Annotated in this window: 16 protein-coding genes and 2 other annotated features; of the genes, 1 reads left to right on the top strand and 15 read right to left on the bottom strand. The window is 45.0% G+C overall.

Annotated elements, in window-relative coordinates; all coding sequences use genetic code 11:
* Nucleotides 1–51: 51 nt before the first annotated feature.
* Both yfmH and yfmF read right to left on the bottom strand, forming a co-directional pair.
* Nucleotides 52–1,353: an EF-P 5-aminopentanol modification-associated protein YfmH gene (gene yfmH, locus MZO41_RS12525; RefSeq protein WP_003644640.1), complete on the bottom strand. Its 1,302-nt coding sequence runs from the start codon at nucleotides 1,351–1,353 to the stop codon at nucleotides 52–54.
* Nucleotides 1,350–2,615 carry an EF-P 5-aminopentanol modification-associated protein YfmF gene (gene yfmF, locus MZO41_RS12520; protein ID WP_003644641.1) on the bottom strand — a complete coding sequence of 422 codons (1,266 nt, stop codon included), beginning with the start codon at nucleotides 2,613–2,615 and terminating at the stop codon, nucleotides 1,350–1,352. Before yfmF ends, yfmH begins: the two co-directional genes overlap by 4 nt.
* Nucleotides 2,616–2,824: 209 nt before the next feature.
* Between yfmF and MZO41_RS12515 the strand changes: the two genes are divergently transcribed.
* Nucleotides 2,825–4,177, top strand: coding sequence for an aspartate kinase (locus tag MZO41_RS12515; RefSeq protein WP_003641497.1), 1,353 nt, complete (start codon nucleotides 2,825–2,827; stop codon nucleotides 4,175–4,177).
* Between the two features lie 1,083 nt (nucleotides 4,178–5,260).
* Here the strand turns inward: MZO41_RS12515 and MZO41_RS12510 are convergent.
* The 13 genes from MZO41_RS12510 to MZO41_RS12450 all read right to left on the bottom strand — a co-directional run bounded on the left by MZO41_RS12510 (nucleotide 5,261) and on the right by MZO41_RS12450 (nucleotide 19,340).
* Complete coding sequence (locus MZO41_RS12510) at nucleotides 5,261–6,100, bottom strand: amino acid ABC transporter substrate-binding protein (protein ID WP_003641494.1); 840 nt, start codon at nucleotides 6,098–6,100, stop codon at nucleotides 5,261–5,263.
* Between the two features lie 11 nt (nucleotides 6,101–6,111).
* The gene (locus tag MZO41_RS12505) at nucleotides 6,112–6,753 is read right to left on the bottom strand and encodes an amino acid ABC transporter ATP-binding protein (protein WP_003641493.1); all 642 of its coding nucleotides are present in this window, start codon (nucleotides 6,751–6,753) and stop codon (nucleotides 6,112–6,114) included.
* Nucleotides 6,754–6,765: 12 nt separating this feature from the next.
* Entirely contained in the window at nucleotides 6,766–7,407 is a 642-nt protein-coding gene (locus MZO41_RS12500; RefSeq protein ID WP_003641492.1) for an amino acid ABC transporter permease, read from the bottom strand.
* Nucleotides 7,408–7,608: 201 nt separating this feature from the next.
* Nucleotides 7,609–7,839 (bottom strand) — a binding site (T-box leader).
* Nucleotides 7,840–7,886: 47 nt separating this feature from the next.
* Nucleotides 7,887–8,693 (bottom strand): septum site-determining protein MinD, encoded by an 807-nt coding sequence (minD, locus tag MZO41_RS12495; RefSeq protein ID WP_003641491.1) that lies wholly within the window; start codon nucleotides 8,691–8,693, stop codon nucleotides 7,887–7,889.
* Nucleotides 8,693–9,361, bottom strand: a complete 669-nt coding sequence (locus tag MZO41_RS12490) for a septum site-determining protein MinC (protein WP_003641490.1) — start codon at nucleotides 9,359–9,361, stop codon at nucleotides 8,693–8,695. The genes minD and MZO41_RS12490 overlap by 1 nt, the downstream gene beginning before the upstream one ends.
* Nucleotides 9,362–9,382: 21 nt before the next feature.
* Nucleotides 9,383–9,901: a rod shape-determining protein MreD gene (mreD, locus tag MZO41_RS12485; protein WP_003641489.1), complete on the bottom strand. Its 519-nt coding sequence runs from the start codon at nucleotides 9,899–9,901 to the stop codon at nucleotides 9,383–9,385.
* 12 nt (nucleotides 9,902–9,913) lie between these two features.
* Nucleotides 9,914–10,759 (bottom strand): rod shape-determining protein MreC, encoded by an 846-nt coding sequence (mreC, locus tag MZO41_RS12480; protein ID WP_003641488.1) that lies wholly within the window; start codon nucleotides 10,757–10,759, stop codon nucleotides 9,914–9,916.
* A gap of 70 nt (nucleotides 10,760–10,829) precedes the next feature.
* A complete protein-coding gene (locus MZO41_RS12475) occupies nucleotides 10,830–11,834 on the bottom strand; it encodes a rod shape-determining protein (RefSeq protein ID WP_003644642.1) in 1,005 nt (334 codons plus the stop codon).
* A 225-nt stretch (nucleotides 11,835–12,059) separates the two neighbouring features.
* Nucleotides 12,060–12,695: a JAB domain-containing protein gene (locus tag MZO41_RS12470; RefSeq protein WP_003641486.1), complete on the bottom strand. Its 636-nt coding sequence runs from the start codon at nucleotides 12,693–12,695 to the stop codon at nucleotides 12,060–12,062.
* A 171-nt stretch (nucleotides 12,696–12,866) separates the two neighbouring features.
* On the bottom strand, nucleotides 12,867–14,201 hold the full coding sequence (locus tag MZO41_RS12465) for a bifunctional folylpolyglutamate synthase/dihydrofolate synthase (RefSeq protein WP_003641485.1): 1,335 nt from the start codon (nucleotides 14,199–14,201) through the stop codon (nucleotides 12,867–12,869).
* A 173-nt stretch (nucleotides 14,202–14,374) separates the two neighbouring features.
* Nucleotides 14,375–17,044: a valine--tRNA ligase gene (locus MZO41_RS12460; RefSeq protein WP_003641484.1), complete on the bottom strand. Its 2,670-nt coding sequence runs from the start codon at nucleotides 17,042–17,044 to the stop codon at nucleotides 14,375–14,377.
* A gap of 49 nt (nucleotides 17,045–17,093) precedes the next feature.
* Nucleotides 17,094–17,330, bottom strand: a binding site (T-box leader).
* Between the two features lie 37 nt (nucleotides 17,331–17,367).
* A complete protein-coding gene (gene tpx, locus MZO41_RS12455) occupies nucleotides 17,368–17,862 on the bottom strand; it encodes a thiol peroxidase (RefSeq protein ID WP_003644643.1) in 495 nt (164 codons plus the stop codon).
* A gap of 239 nt (nucleotides 17,863–18,101) precedes the next feature.
* A complete protein-coding gene (locus MZO41_RS12450) occupies nucleotides 18,102–19,340 on the bottom strand; it encodes a glutamate--cysteine ligase (RefSeq protein ID WP_003644644.1) in 1,239 nt (412 codons plus the stop codon).
* Nucleotides 19,341–19,536 lie beyond the last annotated feature (196 nt).

The following is a 19,536-nucleotide window of genomic DNA, read 5'->3' as shown; positions in this document are numbered from 1 at the left end:
ATCACAGCAACTAAATTTAGCAGCCCCATGACCATTAAATTTCAGATTTCCTTAACTCTTTGCTTGTGGTCGAATCTGGTATTCACTGATTGCCTGAGAAGTCAATAATTGTTCAGCAACCGTCTGCAAGTCTGCAAGGGTCAACTGATCAATTATACCCGGTTCATCAAAGATTGTCGCCGTCCCGAATAGCCGTTGATCATACCGGTTCGCGATTGCCTCCAAGGAGTTCGCCATGAAGACGACCCGCCCAATCATTTCCTTCTTGACTAATGCGAGTGCTGCTTCCTGACCAACTACAGCCGTCCGCCAGTTTTCTAGCACATCAATGATGGCTGCATCAAACTGGGCTGGATCATCCGTTTCACCACTAAAAGTGACAAAATTAAATCCAGACTGTAATTCGAAATCATAACCAAACGTATCATCGATGATACCCTGATCATATAATCGCAAATAATCTGCTGACGTATCGCCAAACAATAATTCTAATAAAACGTTAACCGCTGCACGGTACTTCAAAGCAGCAGCCCCCGCTTCAATCGGCAGCAAGCCTTTGACACCAACGATTGATTTGGCCCGATTGACTGGCATATCAATCGTCCGATAAGGAATAATGTCATGTCCATCCGTTGCGGTTTCAGGAATCTTACGTTCAATCGGTTGAAAGGCAGCAAATTTTTTAGTTGCTTGATTAGTCGTAATCCACCCTAACACTTCGTCTGGATCAAAATTACCAACCACAAATAACGTCATGTTCTCAGGATGATAGAACGTCCGATAAGCGGCGTACAAGTCATCAGCCGTTATCTTAGCAATCGACTCAGTCGTCCCCGCAATATCATATTGTAGTGGGTGGTTCGGATATAGATTACCAATCATTCCGAAATACAGGCGCCAACTTGGATCATCATCGTACATCTCAATCTCTTGCCCAATAATGCCCTTCTCCTTGTCAACTGTCGCTGGCGTAAAATACGGATCTTGAACAAAATCTAAGAGGGTCATGAGGTTGTCCTGCAGGTGCCGGGTAGCTGAGAACAAATAGCTCGTCTTCGTGAAGCTAGTGAAGGCGTTCGCGCTCGCCCCGTACTGACCAAAAATTTGAAACGCATCATGGTCAGCCTTCTCAAACATTTTATGTTCCAGAAAGTGGGCAATTCCATCTGGGAAGCGTTGCATTTCAGTACTTCCGGCTGGAACAAAGGTATTGTCGATCGAGCCATAGTTCGTTGTAAACGTTGCGTACGTTTTGTGATAACCGGCCTTAGGTAACAACGTCACCGTCAGCCCATTATCCAACTGAGCTTGATAACAACTTTCATTAAATTGATCATATTTTTTTACTTTCATGCGGTTACCCCACTCAAGAAGAACCCATTATTAAGGGTCACCATCTTCGCGACTGCAATGATCTGTTCACGCGTCACACTTTGAATCTGCCGTAGCCATTCAGTATCCGTAACGCGTTGTTGCGTTAAATCATCGATCAAGGCTTGCACAGCGAATGTCCGTTGACTATCCAAACTGGACTCAAAATCGTTGATCAAGCCCAGCTTCAGCTGTTCAACTAAATCATCCGTAAAATCACCGGCTTGAATCGCCGTTAATTGGGCCGCAATAATTGCTAACACTTGGTCATGATTTTTGCCATCAATCCCAGCTTGCACCTTAAGCACCCCACGGAAAGTATCCAATGAGCTGCTGGCATAGTAAGCCAGACTCGCCTTTTCACGTACATTCATAAACAATTTAGACAGCGGTGACCCACCAAATAGTTCGTTGAAAACCAAGGCCGCGTAATAATGATTGCCACGATAAAAGACTGGCAAATCATAACCTAAATTTAGCTTTGCTTGGCTGAGTGCCTGTTGTTCACTCACTTCGACGTACTGGTTTGTATTATGATGTTGATAAAATGGCCGTGGGCGCCCCGCCAGTCGATCCTCAAAACCAGCTTGTTGCCACTGAGCTAAAACGGCCGCCTCATCAACGTCACCCGTCACGATAATATCGATTTGATCATTTTGGATCATCATTTGATAATAGTCGTACAAACCTTCCGCAGTGAGGGCTGCCAAATCACTCGCCGTACCGTAACTTGGCACTTGTTGCGCAGGTTCGTCCGCAAACAACGCCGTATTTAACTGCTGTGCAGCATAATATTGCTTATCATCAGCGACCGACATAATCGCCGCTTCCAAATTCTTTTTTTGGCGGTCAAACGTCGCTTGATCAAACTGACCGTCCGCCACTAGCGGCTGTAAAACGACTTGTTGTAAAAACTGGATGGCCTGATTTGTCAGTGGCTGATCCGTTGCCAAATACCGTTCATTCGCAACGGTGATGGCTAATTGCAAGTTATGCGTTGGTCCCTTACGACTAACACCCGCACCAAACGCAGCACCATACATGGCAGCCAATGCGTTGGCTAACGCTCGCTGATCTGGATAATCACGAGAACTTGTTTCTAATAAATTCGATAGTAGCGACCGCTGAGTAATTGTTTCACGTGCAAGCGGTGCCCGAAAATTGATAATAATCTGGTTGGTTTTAAATTGATGACTCTGAACCGTCGTCAATTGGACCCCTTTTGCTAACTGAGTTTGCAACATGTTTCCTCCTTGCATATGTAATAAATAATAAGCGAAAGGCCGGATTGACGCAACTTTCCGTCCTATTGTTTTTTTTATTTTCAGATTATGGTCGCCAAAATGATTATTTTCACGATTAAATTAAATTCTCGTGAGTGGCAATTAACATTGCCAAGTCGCGATTTGTCTGCTATTCTTTTCATTATTGATAAAATTAAGGAGCGGTTAATGTGAAAGTAATTAAATTTGGTGGCAGTTCCCTTGCTAGTAGTCAGCAACTGCAAAAAGTCCTCGCGATCGTTGAGGCTGATCAAAAACGTAAATATGTGATTGTATCGGCACCTGGTAAACGGTTCGATGGCGACACCAAAGTCACTGATTTACTTATTCAATATGCCCGTCAAACGATCCATCATCAAGATACGCAAGCCGTTACCGCAGCTATCATTGACCGTTATGCAGAAATCGGTCACGGGTTTAACGTTCCCGAAGCACAATTGACTCCGATTTTTGAAACGATTCGCAACTTACCAAAACAATCATACGCCGACAACACCTACTTGATGGCAGCTTTCAAAGCGCACGGCGAACGTCTCAATGCGCAACTGGTCGCCGCTGTTTTTCAACAAAGCGGCCTCAACGCTCGCTACCTTGACCCTAAAGATGCGGGAATGGTCGTTACGGACGTTCCTGATGACGCTCAGATTATCAAGAGTAGTTATGACCAGCTCGCTAAGTGGGCCAACAGCGAACAAATCCTAGTTATCCCCGGATTTTTCGCCTACAATCGTAACGGCCAAATTTGTACCTTTTCACGCGGTGGCTCCGACATTACTGGCGCGATCATCGCTCGGGGTGTCCATGCTGAACGTTATGAAAACTTTACCGATGTCGATGCAATTTACGCGGTCAATCCTAGTTTGGTCGCAAAACCAGCGGCCATTAGTGAAATGACGTTTACTGAGATGCGCGAACTTTCTTACGCTGGCTTTTCTGTCTTTCACGACGAAGCGTTGATTCCAGCAATCGAAGGCAACATTACCGTCAACGTCAAGAATACGAACCATCCCGAGGCTCCGGGAACTTTGATTCAGTCAACTCGCGAACCCAATCCCCACTACCCGGTGACTGGGATTGCCAGTTCTTCTAGTTTTTGTTCACTATACTTACGTAAGTATCTGCTCAACAAAGAAGTTGGGCTGGGCCGTAAAATTCTAACGATTTTAGAAAATCATCATATTAGTTATGAACACATGCCATCTGGGATCGATGATTTGACCATCATCTTTGATGAACATCAGTTGACGCCCGAATTAGAGAAAACGTTAGTTGCAGAAATCTCAACGGCCATCAATCCCGATGAAATTTACTTTACGCACGACTACTCAATCTTAATGCTCGTTGGCGAAAACATGCGCAACCGCGTCGGCATCATGTCACGTGCCGCCACCGCATTAGCCAACGACAATATTAAATTAATCATGGTCAATCAAGGCGCATCCGAAATTTCTATTATGTTCGGTGTACACGACAATGATGCCGATCAAGCCGTTATTGCGTTATATAAAGAATTTTTCGATTAACCCATACGTCCGACTAGTCAACTAGTCGGGCATTTTTTATGGCCGTGTTTTTCATCAATTGTTGTTGAAAGGTGCCGGCAATTGACCCCGGATACTCGTTCGTCAGCATGTACGTATCCTATTCCGACCTCCGGGGCTGGGTGACAATTGCTGGAACGCGGCCGACGTCGATTTGAGCTAATGCCCAACCCTCATCATCTCAAATACGAGTCTTATTCTAAGCCGAAAGCAACCCACTTTCAGCTAAGAATAATTTGGCTACTGAGCATTGTCACCCAACCCCTCCAGTCTAAAGTGTGCGAGGGATCACGGGTTGAATTTAAGCATTGCCTAGTCAACGGATTAATGCGGTTTGGGCATCAGTCCGTTGGCGTAGCAAGCACAGGATTCAGCGTCACCGCGCGCGTTTCGTTAAGCCGCTCGAATGGCTGATTAACGGCCACTTAACTTGGTGTAATTGGTCTTTTAATACCGGAGCTTCAAATAAAGCGTCAGGTGTAAATCTCTATGTTTATCGAGAAGTTCAATTATTGCTACATTGGTTCAGAAATAGTGAACCATAACAATATCATTTTCTGTCTGACCGTTGCTTGACAAAGTTATCGTTTATAAAAAGTAATGACAAGTCCATCACAAGTTAGGTACATCTTCGTCCGCCATTCGAATACTGTCCCGACTGGAAGGCATTTCGGCCAATGCTCAGCGGTGAAATTCCACTTAGCAAGCGTTCTTTGCTTGGTTAGTGGAAGACCAGTATTTAAGACGTGGTCTTCGGCTTAAATCTGTGTCCACCGCGTTCCAGCAATTGGCAGAAATGCCTGGAAGTCGGCTTAGGACGACGCTAGCCAAGCAAGTTTATGCAAAACTCGAACTTTTTCCAGCGGGCCTTAGCTGGTTGTTTTTGGCCTTATAGCGGCACCTTTCAACAATTTTTCGTGTATAAGTTTAAGCCTTCAATCCCAGTTTGTCTGCGTGCCAATATAAATAGGCTTTCCAAGACATCGTCCGTCTTGGAAAGCCTATTTATGATTAGTTGCTCACCGATAACTGGGGTCACTGAATGACAAGTCCTGCCACGTCACGTTAGTTTTCAACTTTTTGATTACCAAACCATTTCTTGTTGATCTTATCTAACGTTCCGTTAGCCTTCAACGTCTTTAGGCCGGCATTAATTTTGCGTTTCATCGTTTTGTCACCCTTACGCATCCCAACTGCGAAGTCTTCCGACTTAAAGGTGCCTTGCGTTTCTTGGTAATCCGCAGAGTTCGCTTCGTGCTTAATATAATAGCTCGCGTAGACGCTATCAATCAAGAGCCCTTTAATTCGTCCAGCATTCAAGTCGAGGAAGGCATTCGTGAAGGTATCGTATTGAACTGGCGTTTTCTTAGCAATCTTATCCTTCAGCAGTTTCGGATTGTTTTCCAATGACTCATAGCCCGAAGAACCTGACTGAACACCCAACGTCTTACCAGTCATATCGTCAAATGAGTTAATATGATTTTTCTTTAAAGAAACGAGGACTTGCTTGTTCTTCAAATAAGTATTACTGAAAGCCACCACTTTTTCACGTTGGGGATTTTTCGTGTAGCCGTTCCAAATCAAATCAATTGTGCCATTGCGCAATTCGGTCGCATTCATGGACCAGTCAATCGTTTGAAAGCTGATCTTAATACCGTACAACTTAAAGACGGCCCGGGCGAGGTCGATATCATAACCAACTAGTTTCCCAGACTTTTCGCGAAAGCCCATCGGGACAAAACTGTCGTCCAAACCAACGACAACGTAACCGCGTTTCTTGATTTTAGACCAAGTATCTTGGGTGTCAGCGCGTTTAGTCACATTTTGACCACAGCCACTTAACGTCGTTGCCATACCCAGGAGCATCACAACGATCAAACTGAGTGCAAATAATCTTTTCTTCATTCTGACGCCCCCTATTGCTTCTTGGTTGGTTCAACGTGGAACATTTCATCCGCGATATTTTCAGCAAAGGTTAAATCATGGGTCACCACAATTTGAGTCATGCCATCAGCCTTTAAGCCTAAAATCAACTTTTCAACTTCCTGTCGTAAGTTCGGGTCAAGTGCTGAAGTTGGTTCATCATAGCATAAGACATTCGGTTTCATGGCTAATGCCCGGGCAATCGCCACTCGTTGCTTTTGACCACCTGATAATTCGAAAGGATACTGGTCAGCGTGATCACCGAGATTCAAACGATCTAATAAAGTCTGCGCCTGCTGTTCTGCTTCTGCGCTAGACTGCTTTAAGACCGTGGTCGGTGCTAAAGTAATATTCTGCATGACTGTTAAATTGGGAAACAATTCAAAATTTTGGAATACAACACCAATCACACTATCGTTACTCCGATTAGTATAGGGGTCAAATGGTTGGCCGTCGACTAAGAACTCACCGGCATTCACCTTTTCAAGCCCCGTAATACAGCGTAATAACGTTGTCTTACCAGCACCTGAAGGGCCCACAATACTTAGAATCTCGCCATCCTTAACGGTTAAATTCAAATTCTTAATAATTGTCCGTGAACCAAAGCTTTTTGTAATATTTTTTAGTTCTAACATATGATGGCCTCCCTATTTCCAGTAACTGTAGTGTTTTTCGATTCGTCCAAGCACAAAAGTCGTTACGGCTGTCAGTGCTAAGTAAATGATTCCGACTAATACTAAGGGTACCAAAGTAACATCGCGCGCTGTCGCAACGTTACCGGCACGTAACAAGTCGCCGAGACCAATGACATAAACTAACGATGAATCCTTGACCAAGTTGATGACTTCATTGCCAACTGACGGTAAAACAATTTTGATCACTTGGGGAATAACGATTTTACGAATCGTCTGCCAGTAGCTCAGCCGCAAGACCCGTGCACTTTCATATTGACCATTGTCAATCGACTGTAACCCACCACGGAAGATTTCCGCGAAGTAGGCCGCGTAGTTCAGAATAAATGCGAATAACGCGGCGTAGTACCGTGGAAAAACAATCCCAATCAACGGTAAGCCGTAAAAGACAAAGATTAATTGCAGTAACAACGGGGTACCACGCATTAACCAAACGTAGAAATGCAATAACCATTGCAGCGGCTTGAAGTTAGACATTAATCCCAGACCAACAACTAACCCCAATGGTAGCGACCCAATCAGGGTCCAAATGAAAATTTTCAGTGTCATAACGGCACCGGATAATAATGATGGCAAAATTTCTAAAATATACTGCATGTACTTTCCCTCCCAAATTTACAGGTCACATTGTCCTGCGTCCACTAATCGGTCACGACTCAAGTACACAAAAAAGTCCCCTTGAGTCGAATACTCAAGAGGACGGTTATCCGTGGTGCCACCTCACTTCGTAATAACTTCACAGTTATTACCTCAGGGAGTTTTGTGATAATAAAAAAATCGTCCTTAGGCCAGCATGCCTAAGAGGACGATTTAATCGCGGTTCCACCTCATATTCACTAGTTGCTCACACAACTAATCTCAACGAGTTTATCACTAAACTCCGCCGCTAACGAGGCCAACCGAAACAGCTTACTAACTTCAGCTGTCCAACTCACAGATGTGGTTCGTTGTAATCCTTGGTCATCTTCCCATCATCGATAACTCGCTCGGCAAGGTCCTTACAACTACTCTTCTGTTCCCTGTTTTTTAATGTTGAGTTCATACTAATCGAAAATTAATCAACCGTCAAGCCTTTTTTACTTGCCACGATGAAAAATTCCGGCGATTCGTGACCAAACACCCGGTTTAGGTGTATCCAAATTCATTAATGGCACCGTTTCACCTTCGATTCGGCGGGCAATGTTGCGGTAGCCTTGTGAGGCTGGATTCTTAGGATCAAGAACGATCGGTTCACCGTTATTTGAAGTCCGAATGACGGCATCGTCATCGAAAACGATTCCTAGCAAGTCGATCGATAAGTGATGCGTAATTTCATCAATATCCATCGTCTCACCATCTTGCATCATGCGCGTCCGGATTCGATTAATCACTAACTTAGGTGCTTCGGCTAACGGATATTGTTCCAATAAGCCAACGACCCGATCCGCATCACGAATTGCTGAAATCTCGGGTGTCGAGACGATAATAGCCGCATCCGCACCAGCAATCGCATTCATGAAACCTTGTTCAATTCCGGCGGGACAGTCGAGCAAAACGTAATCAAAATCTGGTTTCAACTCGTCTACGATTGCCCGAACTTGGTCAGGATTCAATGCATCCTTGTCCGCATTTTGTGCAGCTGGCAATAAAAACAATAAGTCATCAAACCGCTTGTCTTTGACCAACGCCTGCCGTATTTGAGCACGACCGGCAACTACATCCACAATATCATAAAGGATCCGGTTATCGAGACCCAAAATAACGTCTAAATTCCGCAATCCAATATCTAAATCAACTAAGCAAACTTTCTTGCCCATCAAAGCAAGGGCCGTCCCTAAATTGGCCGTAGTGGTCGTTTTGCCGACCCCACCCTTACCAGAGGTGATGACAATTGCTTTTCCCATCAAACACGTCCTCCATTTCGAGTAAATAGCTTCGGTCGTACCCGTTTTAATTGCTGGAGCGGCTGGTAGTCCAACGCTTGAATGTCATTAATATAGACGACGTTCGTCCCATCAACAACTTTTTCAAGGTCCACTAATTCTAACAATTCACCGACTCGAACCCGCGGGACGGTCGCTAAGGGGCTAACGATCACCGCATCATTGTGATCGGGATAACCGGCCTCAAGCGCACCGTTTACCTCACCCATCACAAAGATACTACCCGTCGCCCGGAGCACCCCACCTTCATGGATCTTACCGAAGAACAACACGTCCCCCGTAATCTCAACGACCTGACCGTTGCGAATAATCTGATTAACCAGATGCACCGTATCACGTTCAATCATCGCTAAAGCATCCGCCGTCAAAATAACATCTGCCGTTAGCTTATGAATACTGAATAACGGATATCGTTGAATCAACTGTGTCACTTTTTGATTTTGTTCCGCAGTCAGTAGTCGACTAGCCGTATCCAGGTCAAACGAGATTTGTTTATCAGTCGTATTATCAGCCTGCAACCGATCCAACAAGACCTTCAAGTCGATCATAATATCATCGAAACTTGCTTCTTGCCGTAAAATCAGTTCATAGCCGTCATTACTGGCCTTTAAAACTACACTCTGTTGCATGTTAGAATTCCTTTCTGCCGACTAATTAACACTCAGATATAACCGACGCATTGGATAATATAATATGACAAAGATGGCTAGGTTGACCGCAATCGTCGGTCCTAGCGTGTACACCGCAAAGTCTGCTAACCCACTAGAGATCACATGGCTCATCGTGTACCAAATATACGTAAATGCTTCCAAAATGGTCAAATTAATAATATAGATCATCAGTAACGTTAAAAAGTTCAGGTCGATCCATGGCTTGATTTGTCGACATATATAGACTACCAACGGTAAGCCAATCATGTAAACGCCTAAAATCCCAGTATAGTACCAGTCAAACACCAAGCCCACGAATGCAGACCAAATTCCAACCGACAGATTATCACGGTCATCTAAAAAGACAGCGAAGACAATCCACAGTAAAACTAGGTGTAAGACACTGGCGTACGGGTAACTAAATAGTTTACCGGCAAAAACATTTGACACCGAGCCGTCTAAAAAGAGTGCAACAAATAACCCAATTGGAAAGATGATTTTTAATCTTGAGTAACGCACCGTTGCACCTCCCTATTGTTCAGCGACCGTCACAACTGTTAAGTCACTAAGGTCCGCTGCGGGTGTGATTTCCACTTCGGATGCTAGCCCGTAATCATCCTGCTTGACACTAGCAACCGTGCCGACATAAAGTCCCTTCGGCGTATTGCCGCCTAAACCACTCGTCACGACTTTATCGCCTTTTTTGATTTTAACGTTAGACGTCACGGAACCCATCTCTAAAAGATTATTGCTCTTATCATAACCTGAAATAATCCCGTTAACAGTCTTACCAGCACTATTCGTAATCTGAATAGCAAACTTATTCGAAGACGAACTCGTATTAGAAATTAATTCAACCTTAGAATTCGTTTGGTTAACTTCCACGACCCGGCCAATTAAACCCTTTTGTGACATGACAGGCATATTCTTCTTTACACCGGATGTCGCACCCTTAGAGATCACGAGTTGGTTCATCCAAGATGATGGTGTCCGCGTCAAAACATTGGCGGTCACCGTCGTATAATCAGATAACGAATTATTTAATTTCAACTGCTTGCGTAACTGCTTGTTTTCCGCACGCGTCGTCTGGGCACTAACCTTGGCCTGCGCCAGTTGGTCAACTTGCTTCTTCAATTTTTGATTTTCTTGATAGGTGTTCAACAAGTCAGAAACTGAGTTGGTCGCACTCTGTAAGCCATTGACTGGCCAAGCAATCACCCGGTCAACCGCACCAGCCACATCGTTTCCGAATTGTTGGATCAATGGTGGTGTCGATTTCTTATCACGAATGGCTACTGAGACACTCATCAAGCCGAAACTAATAATGAACACGACAATCGCAATCACTAGTTTTCGGTTAGAAAAAAACTTTTGCATAATGAACCCCCGGTCGAAAATTCAATGATTTAACAATAAATAAGCGGGAAGACGTCTTCCCGCTCACCTGTTATCGCTTTTTCATAACGTCGATGCTCTTGAGTGATTCACCGGTCCCAACTGCAACACAGTCAAGCGGTTCGTTAGCGATGAAAACCGGTACTTTGGTTTCGTCCGCAATCACTTCGGAAAGATTCTTCAATAAGGCACCACCACCGGTCAAAACAATCCCGTGGTCAATTACGTCAGAGGCAATTTCTGGGGAAGTTTCTTCAAGGGTTTCTTTAATGGCTGAAATAATTTCAGAGACCACTTCTTGGATGGCTTCTGAAACATCTACAGATGAGATTTCAACCGTCTTTGGTAAGCCCGACAAAAGATCTCGTCCACGAATCGTTGACCCTTCCAAGTCTTCAGCGGCTTCCAAAGAAGCTGAGCCACAGTCGATTTTAAGTTGTTCGGCTGTGCGTTCACCAATTAAAAGATTAAACTTCTGGCGAACATGGTAAATGATTGAGTCATCGATCTTATCGCCAGCCATTCGAATTGAACGACTTGATACGATTCCACCTAAGGAAATTGTCGCAACATCGGTAGTCCCACCACCAATATCAACGACCATGCTCCCAGTTGGATCCATGACTGGAAGCCCTGCACCAATAGCGGCTGCAAATGGTTCTTCAATGACATATGCATCCCGCGCACCTGCAACCCGTGTTGCATCAATAACGGCCCGCTTTTCAACTTCGGTAACCCCACTTGGTACACAAACCATGACGTATGGCTTACCATTTGAGCGGCCGAGTGTCTTTTGAATAAAGTACTTCATCATCGCAACGGTCGTATCGTAGTCCGCAATAACGCCATCCTTCATTGGCCGAATCGCCACAATGCTTGCTGGGGTTCTCCCAATCATATCCCGTGCTTCTGAACCAACTGATACAATTTCACCAGTTTTCGTGTTCTTCGCAACTACGGATGGTTCACGTAATACGATGCCCTTGCCGTCAACGTACACAATTGTGTTGGCCGTACCGAGATCGATCCCGATATTCTTTGTCCCAAATCCGAACACTACATTCATCCCTTCATCATTAACAAATTTAATTTTTTATTTAGTCATAATAGTAAGTATTATAGCATAGTCGCACTGCATTAAAAAAGCATTGCCTGAGTCCTAGCATACCGTAAATTAATGAAAAATACAGTCCCACTATTTAACTTAGATAAAATTTAACAAAAAAACGCGATCAGGCCGATTAAATTATCGGTCCTAACCCCGTTATTTTACCACATTCTGTTACGAATCCGTATTACAATTTAACACGCCCTGCTCGGCAAAACTAAAGTAATCGTTTACACCGATAATAAAGCTATCCAAGAGCGGTAACCCCATCAGTTCACAAGCCAGTTGTAACCGCTTGGTAAATTCAACGTCTTTTTTTGACGGCGTCACATCACCACTCGGATGATTATGTGCAATAACGACCCGGGCAGTCGGTGTCGTTAGGGCAACTTTAATAATTTCCCGCGGTTGAGCCGGACAACTATTGAGCGTGCCCTGAAAGACGACCTGGCGTTTGATCACTTGATTTTTCGTATCTAAGCATAACAATTGCAACTGTTCCTGCTCTAAGTTGGCAAAGTCCCGTGCTAAAACGGCTCCCAGTTGTTCACTACCATATACCTGCCCCAAAATTAATCGACTTGGCCGGGGTAATAGTTGCCCACATCTGAGCGCCACGATTAAACCTTGCCAGCGCGGATTTTCAGACGACTCATGTAACCACTCTATAGCGTCCTCTATCGGGTACTCACGCTCAAAGGCCTGCATCGCGCTAGTCACCGCGTCGTTGGGTAAAAACGTCCCAAAGTAGGCTTGCATTAATTCACGAACTTGTGCTGTCGGTATTTGTTCTTCGCTGATCATCGTCATTGAAACCACCCTTTCTACCTAGTAGTTTCGTAAAGTGACCGGCTAACCATTAATTCACCGACATTTTAACGCAATTTTTTCAGTTAACTCACAATCATCTTTGATAATATCAGTACCAGGGACGCAGTATTATTTCTTGCGCAATTGTCTTCTAAGCATCCGTGTCAGCCCCTAATCAGTTTCTGAGTCGCTGCCATCCTTGAAATAAGCCCGTACGTCACTAATAAAGTACAGCGACCCCGTTAGTAGTAACGCATCATCACTCGACATTTCTTGGAGTGTCTGCATCAAGGCAGCTTGCCAATTATCAAATACTTCAGCGGTCCGGCCATTTGGCATTTCATGTGCCAACATCGTCGGGTCGGTCGCTGGACGTTTTGCGTTCGGACCTTCGAATTGTGTCAACCGTAATTGAACATTAGGTAATGCGCCCAAGGTCTGAATCATTTGTTGATGCTGCTTATCCGCTAAGACCGCAAAGATGACATAAACGGTTTGCTGTCCAAATCGCTCACTCAAAGTAGCTGCTAATTCAGTTACTGCCGGCTCATTGTGCGCACCGTCAATCATGATCAGTGGGTCCTGATTCAAGCGTTCGAAACGGCCAGGCCATTGTGTTGCTGCCACAGCCGCTTTGACGTCGCTAGTGACCACGGGTAGCTGAGTCGCTTGGTGGTAAGTTAGGTACGCCGCTATTGCAACGGCCGCATTATCAACTTGATAGTCTCCCAGTAGCGGAGTTGTCAAGTCTTTAAAATGCGCCTCTAACCCGTCAAAGTTAAACCGTTCTTGCCAGCCTTGGGGCGGTAATAATTTGGTTGTAAAATCAACTCCCAACGTCCGCAACGGCGCCCGTTTGCTCATGGCGGTATCAATCATCACTTGCTGTGCTTCAGCCGGTAATTTACCAACAATTACCGGCACCTGCGTCTTAATGATACCTGCTTTTTGAGTCGCAATCGCCGTCAATGTATTACCTAGAATTTGCATATGATCATAACCGATCGTAGTAATCACACTAACGGCTGGTGTCCAAACATTGGTAGAATCGTATAACCCACCCAACCCAACTTCAATAATGGCAATATCGATTGGCTGAGCAGCAAAGTAAAGAAACATCATTGCGGTAATGATCTCAAATTCTGTGGGGCCCCCACTTGCCAATGTCGCGTCAAGCTTGGCAACGATCGGTTGAATCTGTTGCACCAGACCAACAAGTTCTTCATCGCTGATGGGGGTGCCGTCAACACTGATCCGTTCATTGAAGCGAACAATGAACGGCGACGTGAAAGTTCCCACCGTTAGCCCATCTGCCATAAATAATTCGCGTAAATTCGCAACCGTCGACCCCTTGCCATTGGTCCCCGCCACGTGAATGCCGGCCACCTTTAACTGTGGATCACCCAATTCATGTAAGAATTGGCGCATACGACTGAGTGTCGGGGCTTTTTTGAACTGAGTCCGGCCGTGAATAAAGGCTAATGCTGCTGAATAAGTGTCAATCATGTTGGTCTTCCTTCCTGTAAACCGCGCGAATCATCATTTGGCCGTTTGCTCACCATACTTCTAGCTAATGAGCCCTTATATTTTACGTTTTAATAATAAAATGGTAACCATCCCAAAACGGGACGATTACCATTTTACCAGTAACACACATTTCAGTTAACTATTATCGCAAATTAAGCTTCAGCCTTAATATCAACTAAACGTTGCTTTAAGGCAGCTAGTTTTGTCTGATTGTCCGCTAACTTCTCTTTTTCACTATTAACGACGTCTTCAGGGGCATTGGCAACAAAGCGTTCGTTACCTAACTTCTTCGTCGCCCGTGCGACTTCGCTTTCAAACTTGGCTTGTTCTTTTTCAAGTTTTTTGACTTCTTCATCGAGGTCAACAAGTTCAGCTAACGGAATGTAAACTTCCGCATCACTAATCACTTGTGTCATGGCTAACTTCGGTGCAACCACGTCGGCGCCAATTGACAGTGTCTTCGGATGTGCAAACCGTTGAATATAATCTTCATTAGCTTTGAAAACAGCTTGTAACCGAGTGTTGTCCGTCTTAATTAATAGATCCACGGCTGATGACATCTTCGCATTAGCTTCTGCTCGAATGCTCCGAACGGCCGTAATCAATTCAATAAGTGAGGCCATATCACTTTCCGCCGTTTCGTCATCAAATTCAGGATGGTCAACAGGATAAGCAGCGACTACTAAGGATTCACCAACGTGTGGCATTGATAACCAAATCTTTTCGGTCACAAATGGCATGATTGGGTGCAATAACCGTAAGATTTGATCCAAGACATAGGCTAACACGTTTTGGGTATTGGCCTTGGCTTGAGCGTCATCACCGGTCAAGACTTCCTTACTCATTTCGATATACCAGTCACAGAAGTCATTCCAGATAAAGTTGTACAAGGCTCGACCAGCTTCACCAAAGTCAAACTTATCAAAGGTAGTCGTCACTTGTTTGACCGTCGCGTTCAAACGACTCAAGATCCACTTATCTGCTAACGTCCAGTCACTTGCAGCTGGTAATTCCGGTTTGTCCATGGTGCCCAGGTTCATGATAACGTAACGGCTGGCGTTCCAAATCTTGTTAATAAAGTTCCATGCAGCATCCATCTTCGTATAGCTGAACCGCACATCTTGGCCAGCCGTCGACCCGTTAGATAAGAACCACCGTAATGCATCGGCCCCGTACTTTTCAATCACATCCATTGGATCGATCCCGTTACCGAGTGATTTGCTCATTTTGCGACCCTGTTCATCACGAATTAAACCGTGTAAAAGCACGTGTTTGAATGGCCGTTTGCCAGTAAATTCCAAACTCTGGAACATCATCCGTGATACCCAGAAGAAGATAATGTCGTAGCCGGTAACCAGCGTATCCGTTGGGAAGTAGCGCTTAAAGTCTTCCGCATCAGTGTTTGGCCAGCCCATCGTTGAAAATGGCCAAAGTGCACTTGAGAACCAAGTGTCCAACACGTCTGGATCCTGTTCCCAGTTTTCTGGATCTTTTGGTCCATCAACACCGACATACGTTTCGCCGGTCGTCTTGTTATACCAAGCTGGAATCCGATGTCCCCACCAGAGTTGGCGTGAGATAACCCAATCGTGGACGTTCTCCATCCATTGATTGAATGTGTCTTCAAACCGATCAGGCACAAATTCTACTTTATTATCAGTCTTTTGATTCTTCAACGCTTGCTCAGCTAGTGGCTTCATCTTAACAAACCACTGAGTTGAGAGCCGCGCTTCAACCTGAACGCCAGTCCGTTCAGAATGCCCAACGCTATGCACAATTGGGTCGATTTTAATCATCAAATCTTGATCTTCAAGATCCTTGACCATCGCTTTACGTGCTTCAAAACGGTCCATACCTTCGTATTTACCCGCATTGGCGTTCATTGAAGCGTCATCATTCATGGTGTTAATCCGTTTCAAATCATGCCGGTTGCCGACCTTAAAGTCATTCGGGTCATGAGCAGGCGTGATTTTCACCATTCCAGTTCCAAACTCAGGGTCAACGTACGCATCGGCGATAATTGGAATTTCACGTTCTGCTAATGGCAAGATGACTTTTTTGCCAACCAATTCCTTGTAACGGTCATCACTCGGATTAACCGCAACGGCGGTATCGCCCATCATGGTTTCAGGACGAGTCGTGGCAATTTCAATGTAATGCTTACCATTGAAAGTATAGTCTTTGTCAGCAAATGGGTACTTGACGTGGTAGAACGCACCCTTGTCATCCTTATGAATCACTTCGATATCAGACAAAGCCGTCCGTGCTTGAGGATCCCAGTTGATGATGTATTCACCACGATAAATCAAGCCCTTGTTGTAAAGATCAACGAAGACTTTCTTAACCGCATCTGACAGACCATCATCCATGGTGAACCGTTCACGAGAATAATCCAATGACAGTCCCATCTTAGCCCACTGTTGTTTGATAATCGACGCGTATTCGTCTTTCCAATCCCAAACTTGTTGGACAAACTTCTCACGACCAAGATCGTAACGGCTGATCCCTTGTTCGCGCAGTTTGGCCTCAACCTTTGCCTGCGTGGCAATGCCGGCATGATCCATTCCTGGTAACCATAAAGTATCAAAACCTTGCATTCGTTTCTGACGAATAATAATATCTTGTAACGTGGTATCCCAAGCGTGGCCTAAATGCAGCTTACCCGTAACATTTGGCGGTGGAATCACGATTGAATAGGGTTTAGCTTTCTTGTCGCCCGAAGGCTTAAATAAATCTTGGTCTAACCAAGTCTGATAACGACCCGCTTCCACGGCGGTCGGATCATACTTAGTTGGCATATCAGTAGTTGGTTCTTCTGACATTGGGGCACATCCTTTCTTTTGGCACTAAAAAAGCCCACTCATCCTATTAGACTAGGACGAATGGACTTCGCGGTACCACCTAATTTTAAAGCCATCACAAGTGATCGCTTTACAGCTTAAACATCGTTGTTAACGAACGGTGTATCCCGTCCGGCTATTCCTACTAAAACAGTTCAGAATAGCAGCTCGCAAGCTACCTTCACGCTAAAACCGACAAGCGTGTTTCACTGTTCACGCTCTCTCTGTTGACGTTGTTTACCGCTACTCTCTTGCTCATTGCTGGTTGTCACTATTGTAATGAATTTCCTGAGTGCCGTCAATCCTTATTCGAATTGTTTTAAGGCATCCAGTGCCGCAACGTAATTTGGCTCGTGACTAACATCTGGCACGATTTCATGATAAACGATTTTACCGGCCGCATCAGCGACATAAATCGCCCGGGTCAACGTCCCATTGTTGGGCAAGTATAGATTGGTGGCGTAACCAAAGGATAGTTCTTCATCGGAAGCCACCGTTAAGTTCTTAACGCCTTCCTTAGCGCACCAACCAGCTTGGTCAGCAACCGCGTTATTGGAAATGGCTAAAAATTGAACGTGGGGGTACTTATCAGCCTGTTGATTGAACTTCTTTGTTTGAATAGAACAAACTCGCGTATCAATATCTGGCATCACACTTAACAAGACAGGCTTACCTAGCAAGTCCTTAGTCTTAATCTTTTCATCATGGGTAGTGAACACTTTGAACTTCGGTAACTGGTCACCATCTTGTAACGGTTCACCGACTAAGTCTAACGCTTGATCATGAAATAATACTTGCACGTAAAACACCCCTTCGATAACTAATGGTTTTCTAATATTTGTGGTAGTAATAGTATAGCTCAAATTTAACGCAATTTCAGTTTCCGCGCAAATAATCGTCTCAAAAATTATCATTCTTGACATGCGACGCGTTATTTGACGTTAGTCATGGTTTAAACGTGCTTATTAGTTGGTTTGTTGTTCGTCAGCCGATGTGCGTCCTAACGTGCCAACATGTGTGTACGCCGATTTCAGTATATTCAAGCATTAAAATGTGGTGTCGTCGCCAGCTGGAGTGCAAGTTGGGTTGCACGTTCGAGCGAATCGTTTGTTTGTTGTTCCCAGCGGGCAGCGAGTGTGTTGGCCGGGTCGTGCAGACTAGTTAAAATATGTTGGGCGACTTGCAACGCGTGTGGTTGATGTAAACTGGTAGCCATAGTTTGTAGCGCGTCAGCTAGTTGTTCGCCTTCAGTTAGCTGTCGAGTCACTTGCATAGGGGTTTCGATGGCAACTTGTTCGTTGGCGTGCTGACCCGCCTGAATCCAATTATCCGTACTAGCTGGCACTGGTAACCAGAGCATCAGTAAAACGAACCACGTTAAGCAGGTCAGTTGGGACAGATCGATGCCCGCACCGGCCCATGGGTTCAGATCTAAGTTACGTAATTCCAAGTATTGAATCCCATCCTGACATAGTTGTGAATGACCACCAGCATGACGCAACCGAACCTGACCGTAAAATTCCTTGGTCGCACTTAATTTTCCATTATCAACGGCCGCTTGCAGTGTTTGACAATAATCATTTAACGACGCGTACGAGACCGTAACACCCGGCCGATTGGTATACCCGCTAGAACTGTTGCGTAAGCTTCGAACGGGCTGGGCTGGTGGCGTAAGACCAGACTGTGGCCAGCAGCATGGTGAGCAGCCATAAAGATACGTCAGTAGCCAGCGATAGTGCAAATAATTCTGCGCAATGTGCAGGTAACAGTGATTTTGAAAGGTGGTGAAATCACGACTATCTGTCTGGGCCTGATACAATCCCATCATCAGACTAGCCGCCAAGCTCACATTACAGTGAACACCTGACAACATTTGACGTCGTCGGCCATAGCGGTGAGCAAGTCCTTGTCGATAGGCGACAGCGGCCGCATCCAACTTAGCGATTGGAATATCCCGGTCTTCTCGTGGAAGTGTGGGCGGCATGCTTAGCGGCCAAATCAGTTCAGGCAGAAGCCTTTGCCGGACTTGTTGTGTGAGCATCGTTAAGGCGTGCAACGCAGCAACCGCACTTGCTTGCGGTTGGGTGACTAACTCCAACTGTGTCTCCGCAAAGTCCCGTTGCAGGCCGGACAACTCGCTGATAAGTGTTGGTGATAATGCCGTATCCGCCAAATGACCGGTCACCGTTACCCGCTGGCCTTCCCGTTCCAGCCCAATCTGAACAACCTGTGCATTGATCAACGCCGTATTTTCCATTAATAATTGTTGCCACTCCATCCACTCACCTCGCTGATTCAATCTAAATTTATCGTAGCATAGTCCCGACCTTGGTTGGCTGATTATGACCTATTATTTAGGGGTCTATGATATTTAGTGTTGATGGATAAAATCCATCAACACTATTTTTATGTACAACAAAAGGACATATCGTCCTGTGCTACAATCAAGTCGACCAAAACCAATTGAAAGCGAG

The organism is Lactiplantibacillus sp. C232, assembly GCF_023806725.1.
Lineage (GTDB): Bacteria > Bacillota > Bacilli > Lactobacillales > Lactobacillaceae > Lactiplantibacillus > Lactiplantibacillus plantarum.
The sequence above is the reverse complement of the archived record's forward strand: the minus strand, read 5'-3'. Positions and strand labels throughout refer to the sequence as shown.

Bases quoted from the DNA above. Each gene is read 5' to 3' on its own strand.
- yfmH (WP_003644640.1), bottom strand. From the start codon at position 1,353: ATGAAAGTAAAAAAATATGATCAATTTAATGAAAGTTGTTATCAAGCT.
- yfmF (WP_003644641.1), bottom strand. From the start codon at position 2,615: ATGTTGCAAACTCAGTTAGCAAAAGGGGTCCAATTGACGACGGTTCAG.
- MZO41_RS12510 (WP_003641494.1), bottom strand. From the start codon at position 6,100: ATGAAGAAAAGATTATTTGCACTCAGTTTGATCGTTGTGATGCTCCTG.
- MZO41_RS12505 (WP_003641493.1), bottom strand. From the start codon at position 6,753: ATGTTAGAACTAAAAAATATTACAAAAAGCTTTGGTTCACGGACAATT.
- MZO41_RS12500 (WP_003641492.1), bottom strand. From the start codon at position 7,407: ATGCAGTATATTTTAGAAATTTTGCCATCATTATTATCCGGTGCCGTT.
- minD (WP_003641491.1), bottom strand. From the start codon at position 8,693: ATGGGAAAAGCAATTGTCATCACCTCTGGTAAGGGTGGGGTCGGCAAA.
- MZO41_RS12490 (WP_003641490.1), bottom strand. From the start codon at position 9,361: ATGCAACAGAGTGTAGTTTTAAAGGCCAGTAATGACGGCTATGAACTG.
- mreC (WP_003641488.1), bottom strand. From the start codon at position 10,759: ATGCAAAAGTTTTTTTCTAACCGAAAACTAGTGATTGCGATTGTCGTG.
- MZO41_RS12470 (WP_003641486.1), bottom strand. From the start codon at position 12,695: ATGACGATGATCAGCGAAGAACAAATACCGACAGCACAAGTTCGTGAA.
- MZO41_RS12465 (WP_003641485.1), bottom strand. From the start codon at position 14,201: ATGATTGACACTTATTCAGCAGCATTAGCCTTTATTCACGGCCGGACT.
- MZO41_RS12460 (WP_003641484.1), bottom strand. From the start codon at position 17,044: ATGTCAGAAGAACCAACTACTGATATGCCAACTAAGTATGATCCGACC.
- MZO41_RS12450 (WP_003644644.1), bottom strand. From the start codon at position 19,340: ATGGAGTGGCAACAATTATTAATGGAAAATACGGCGTTGATCAATGCA.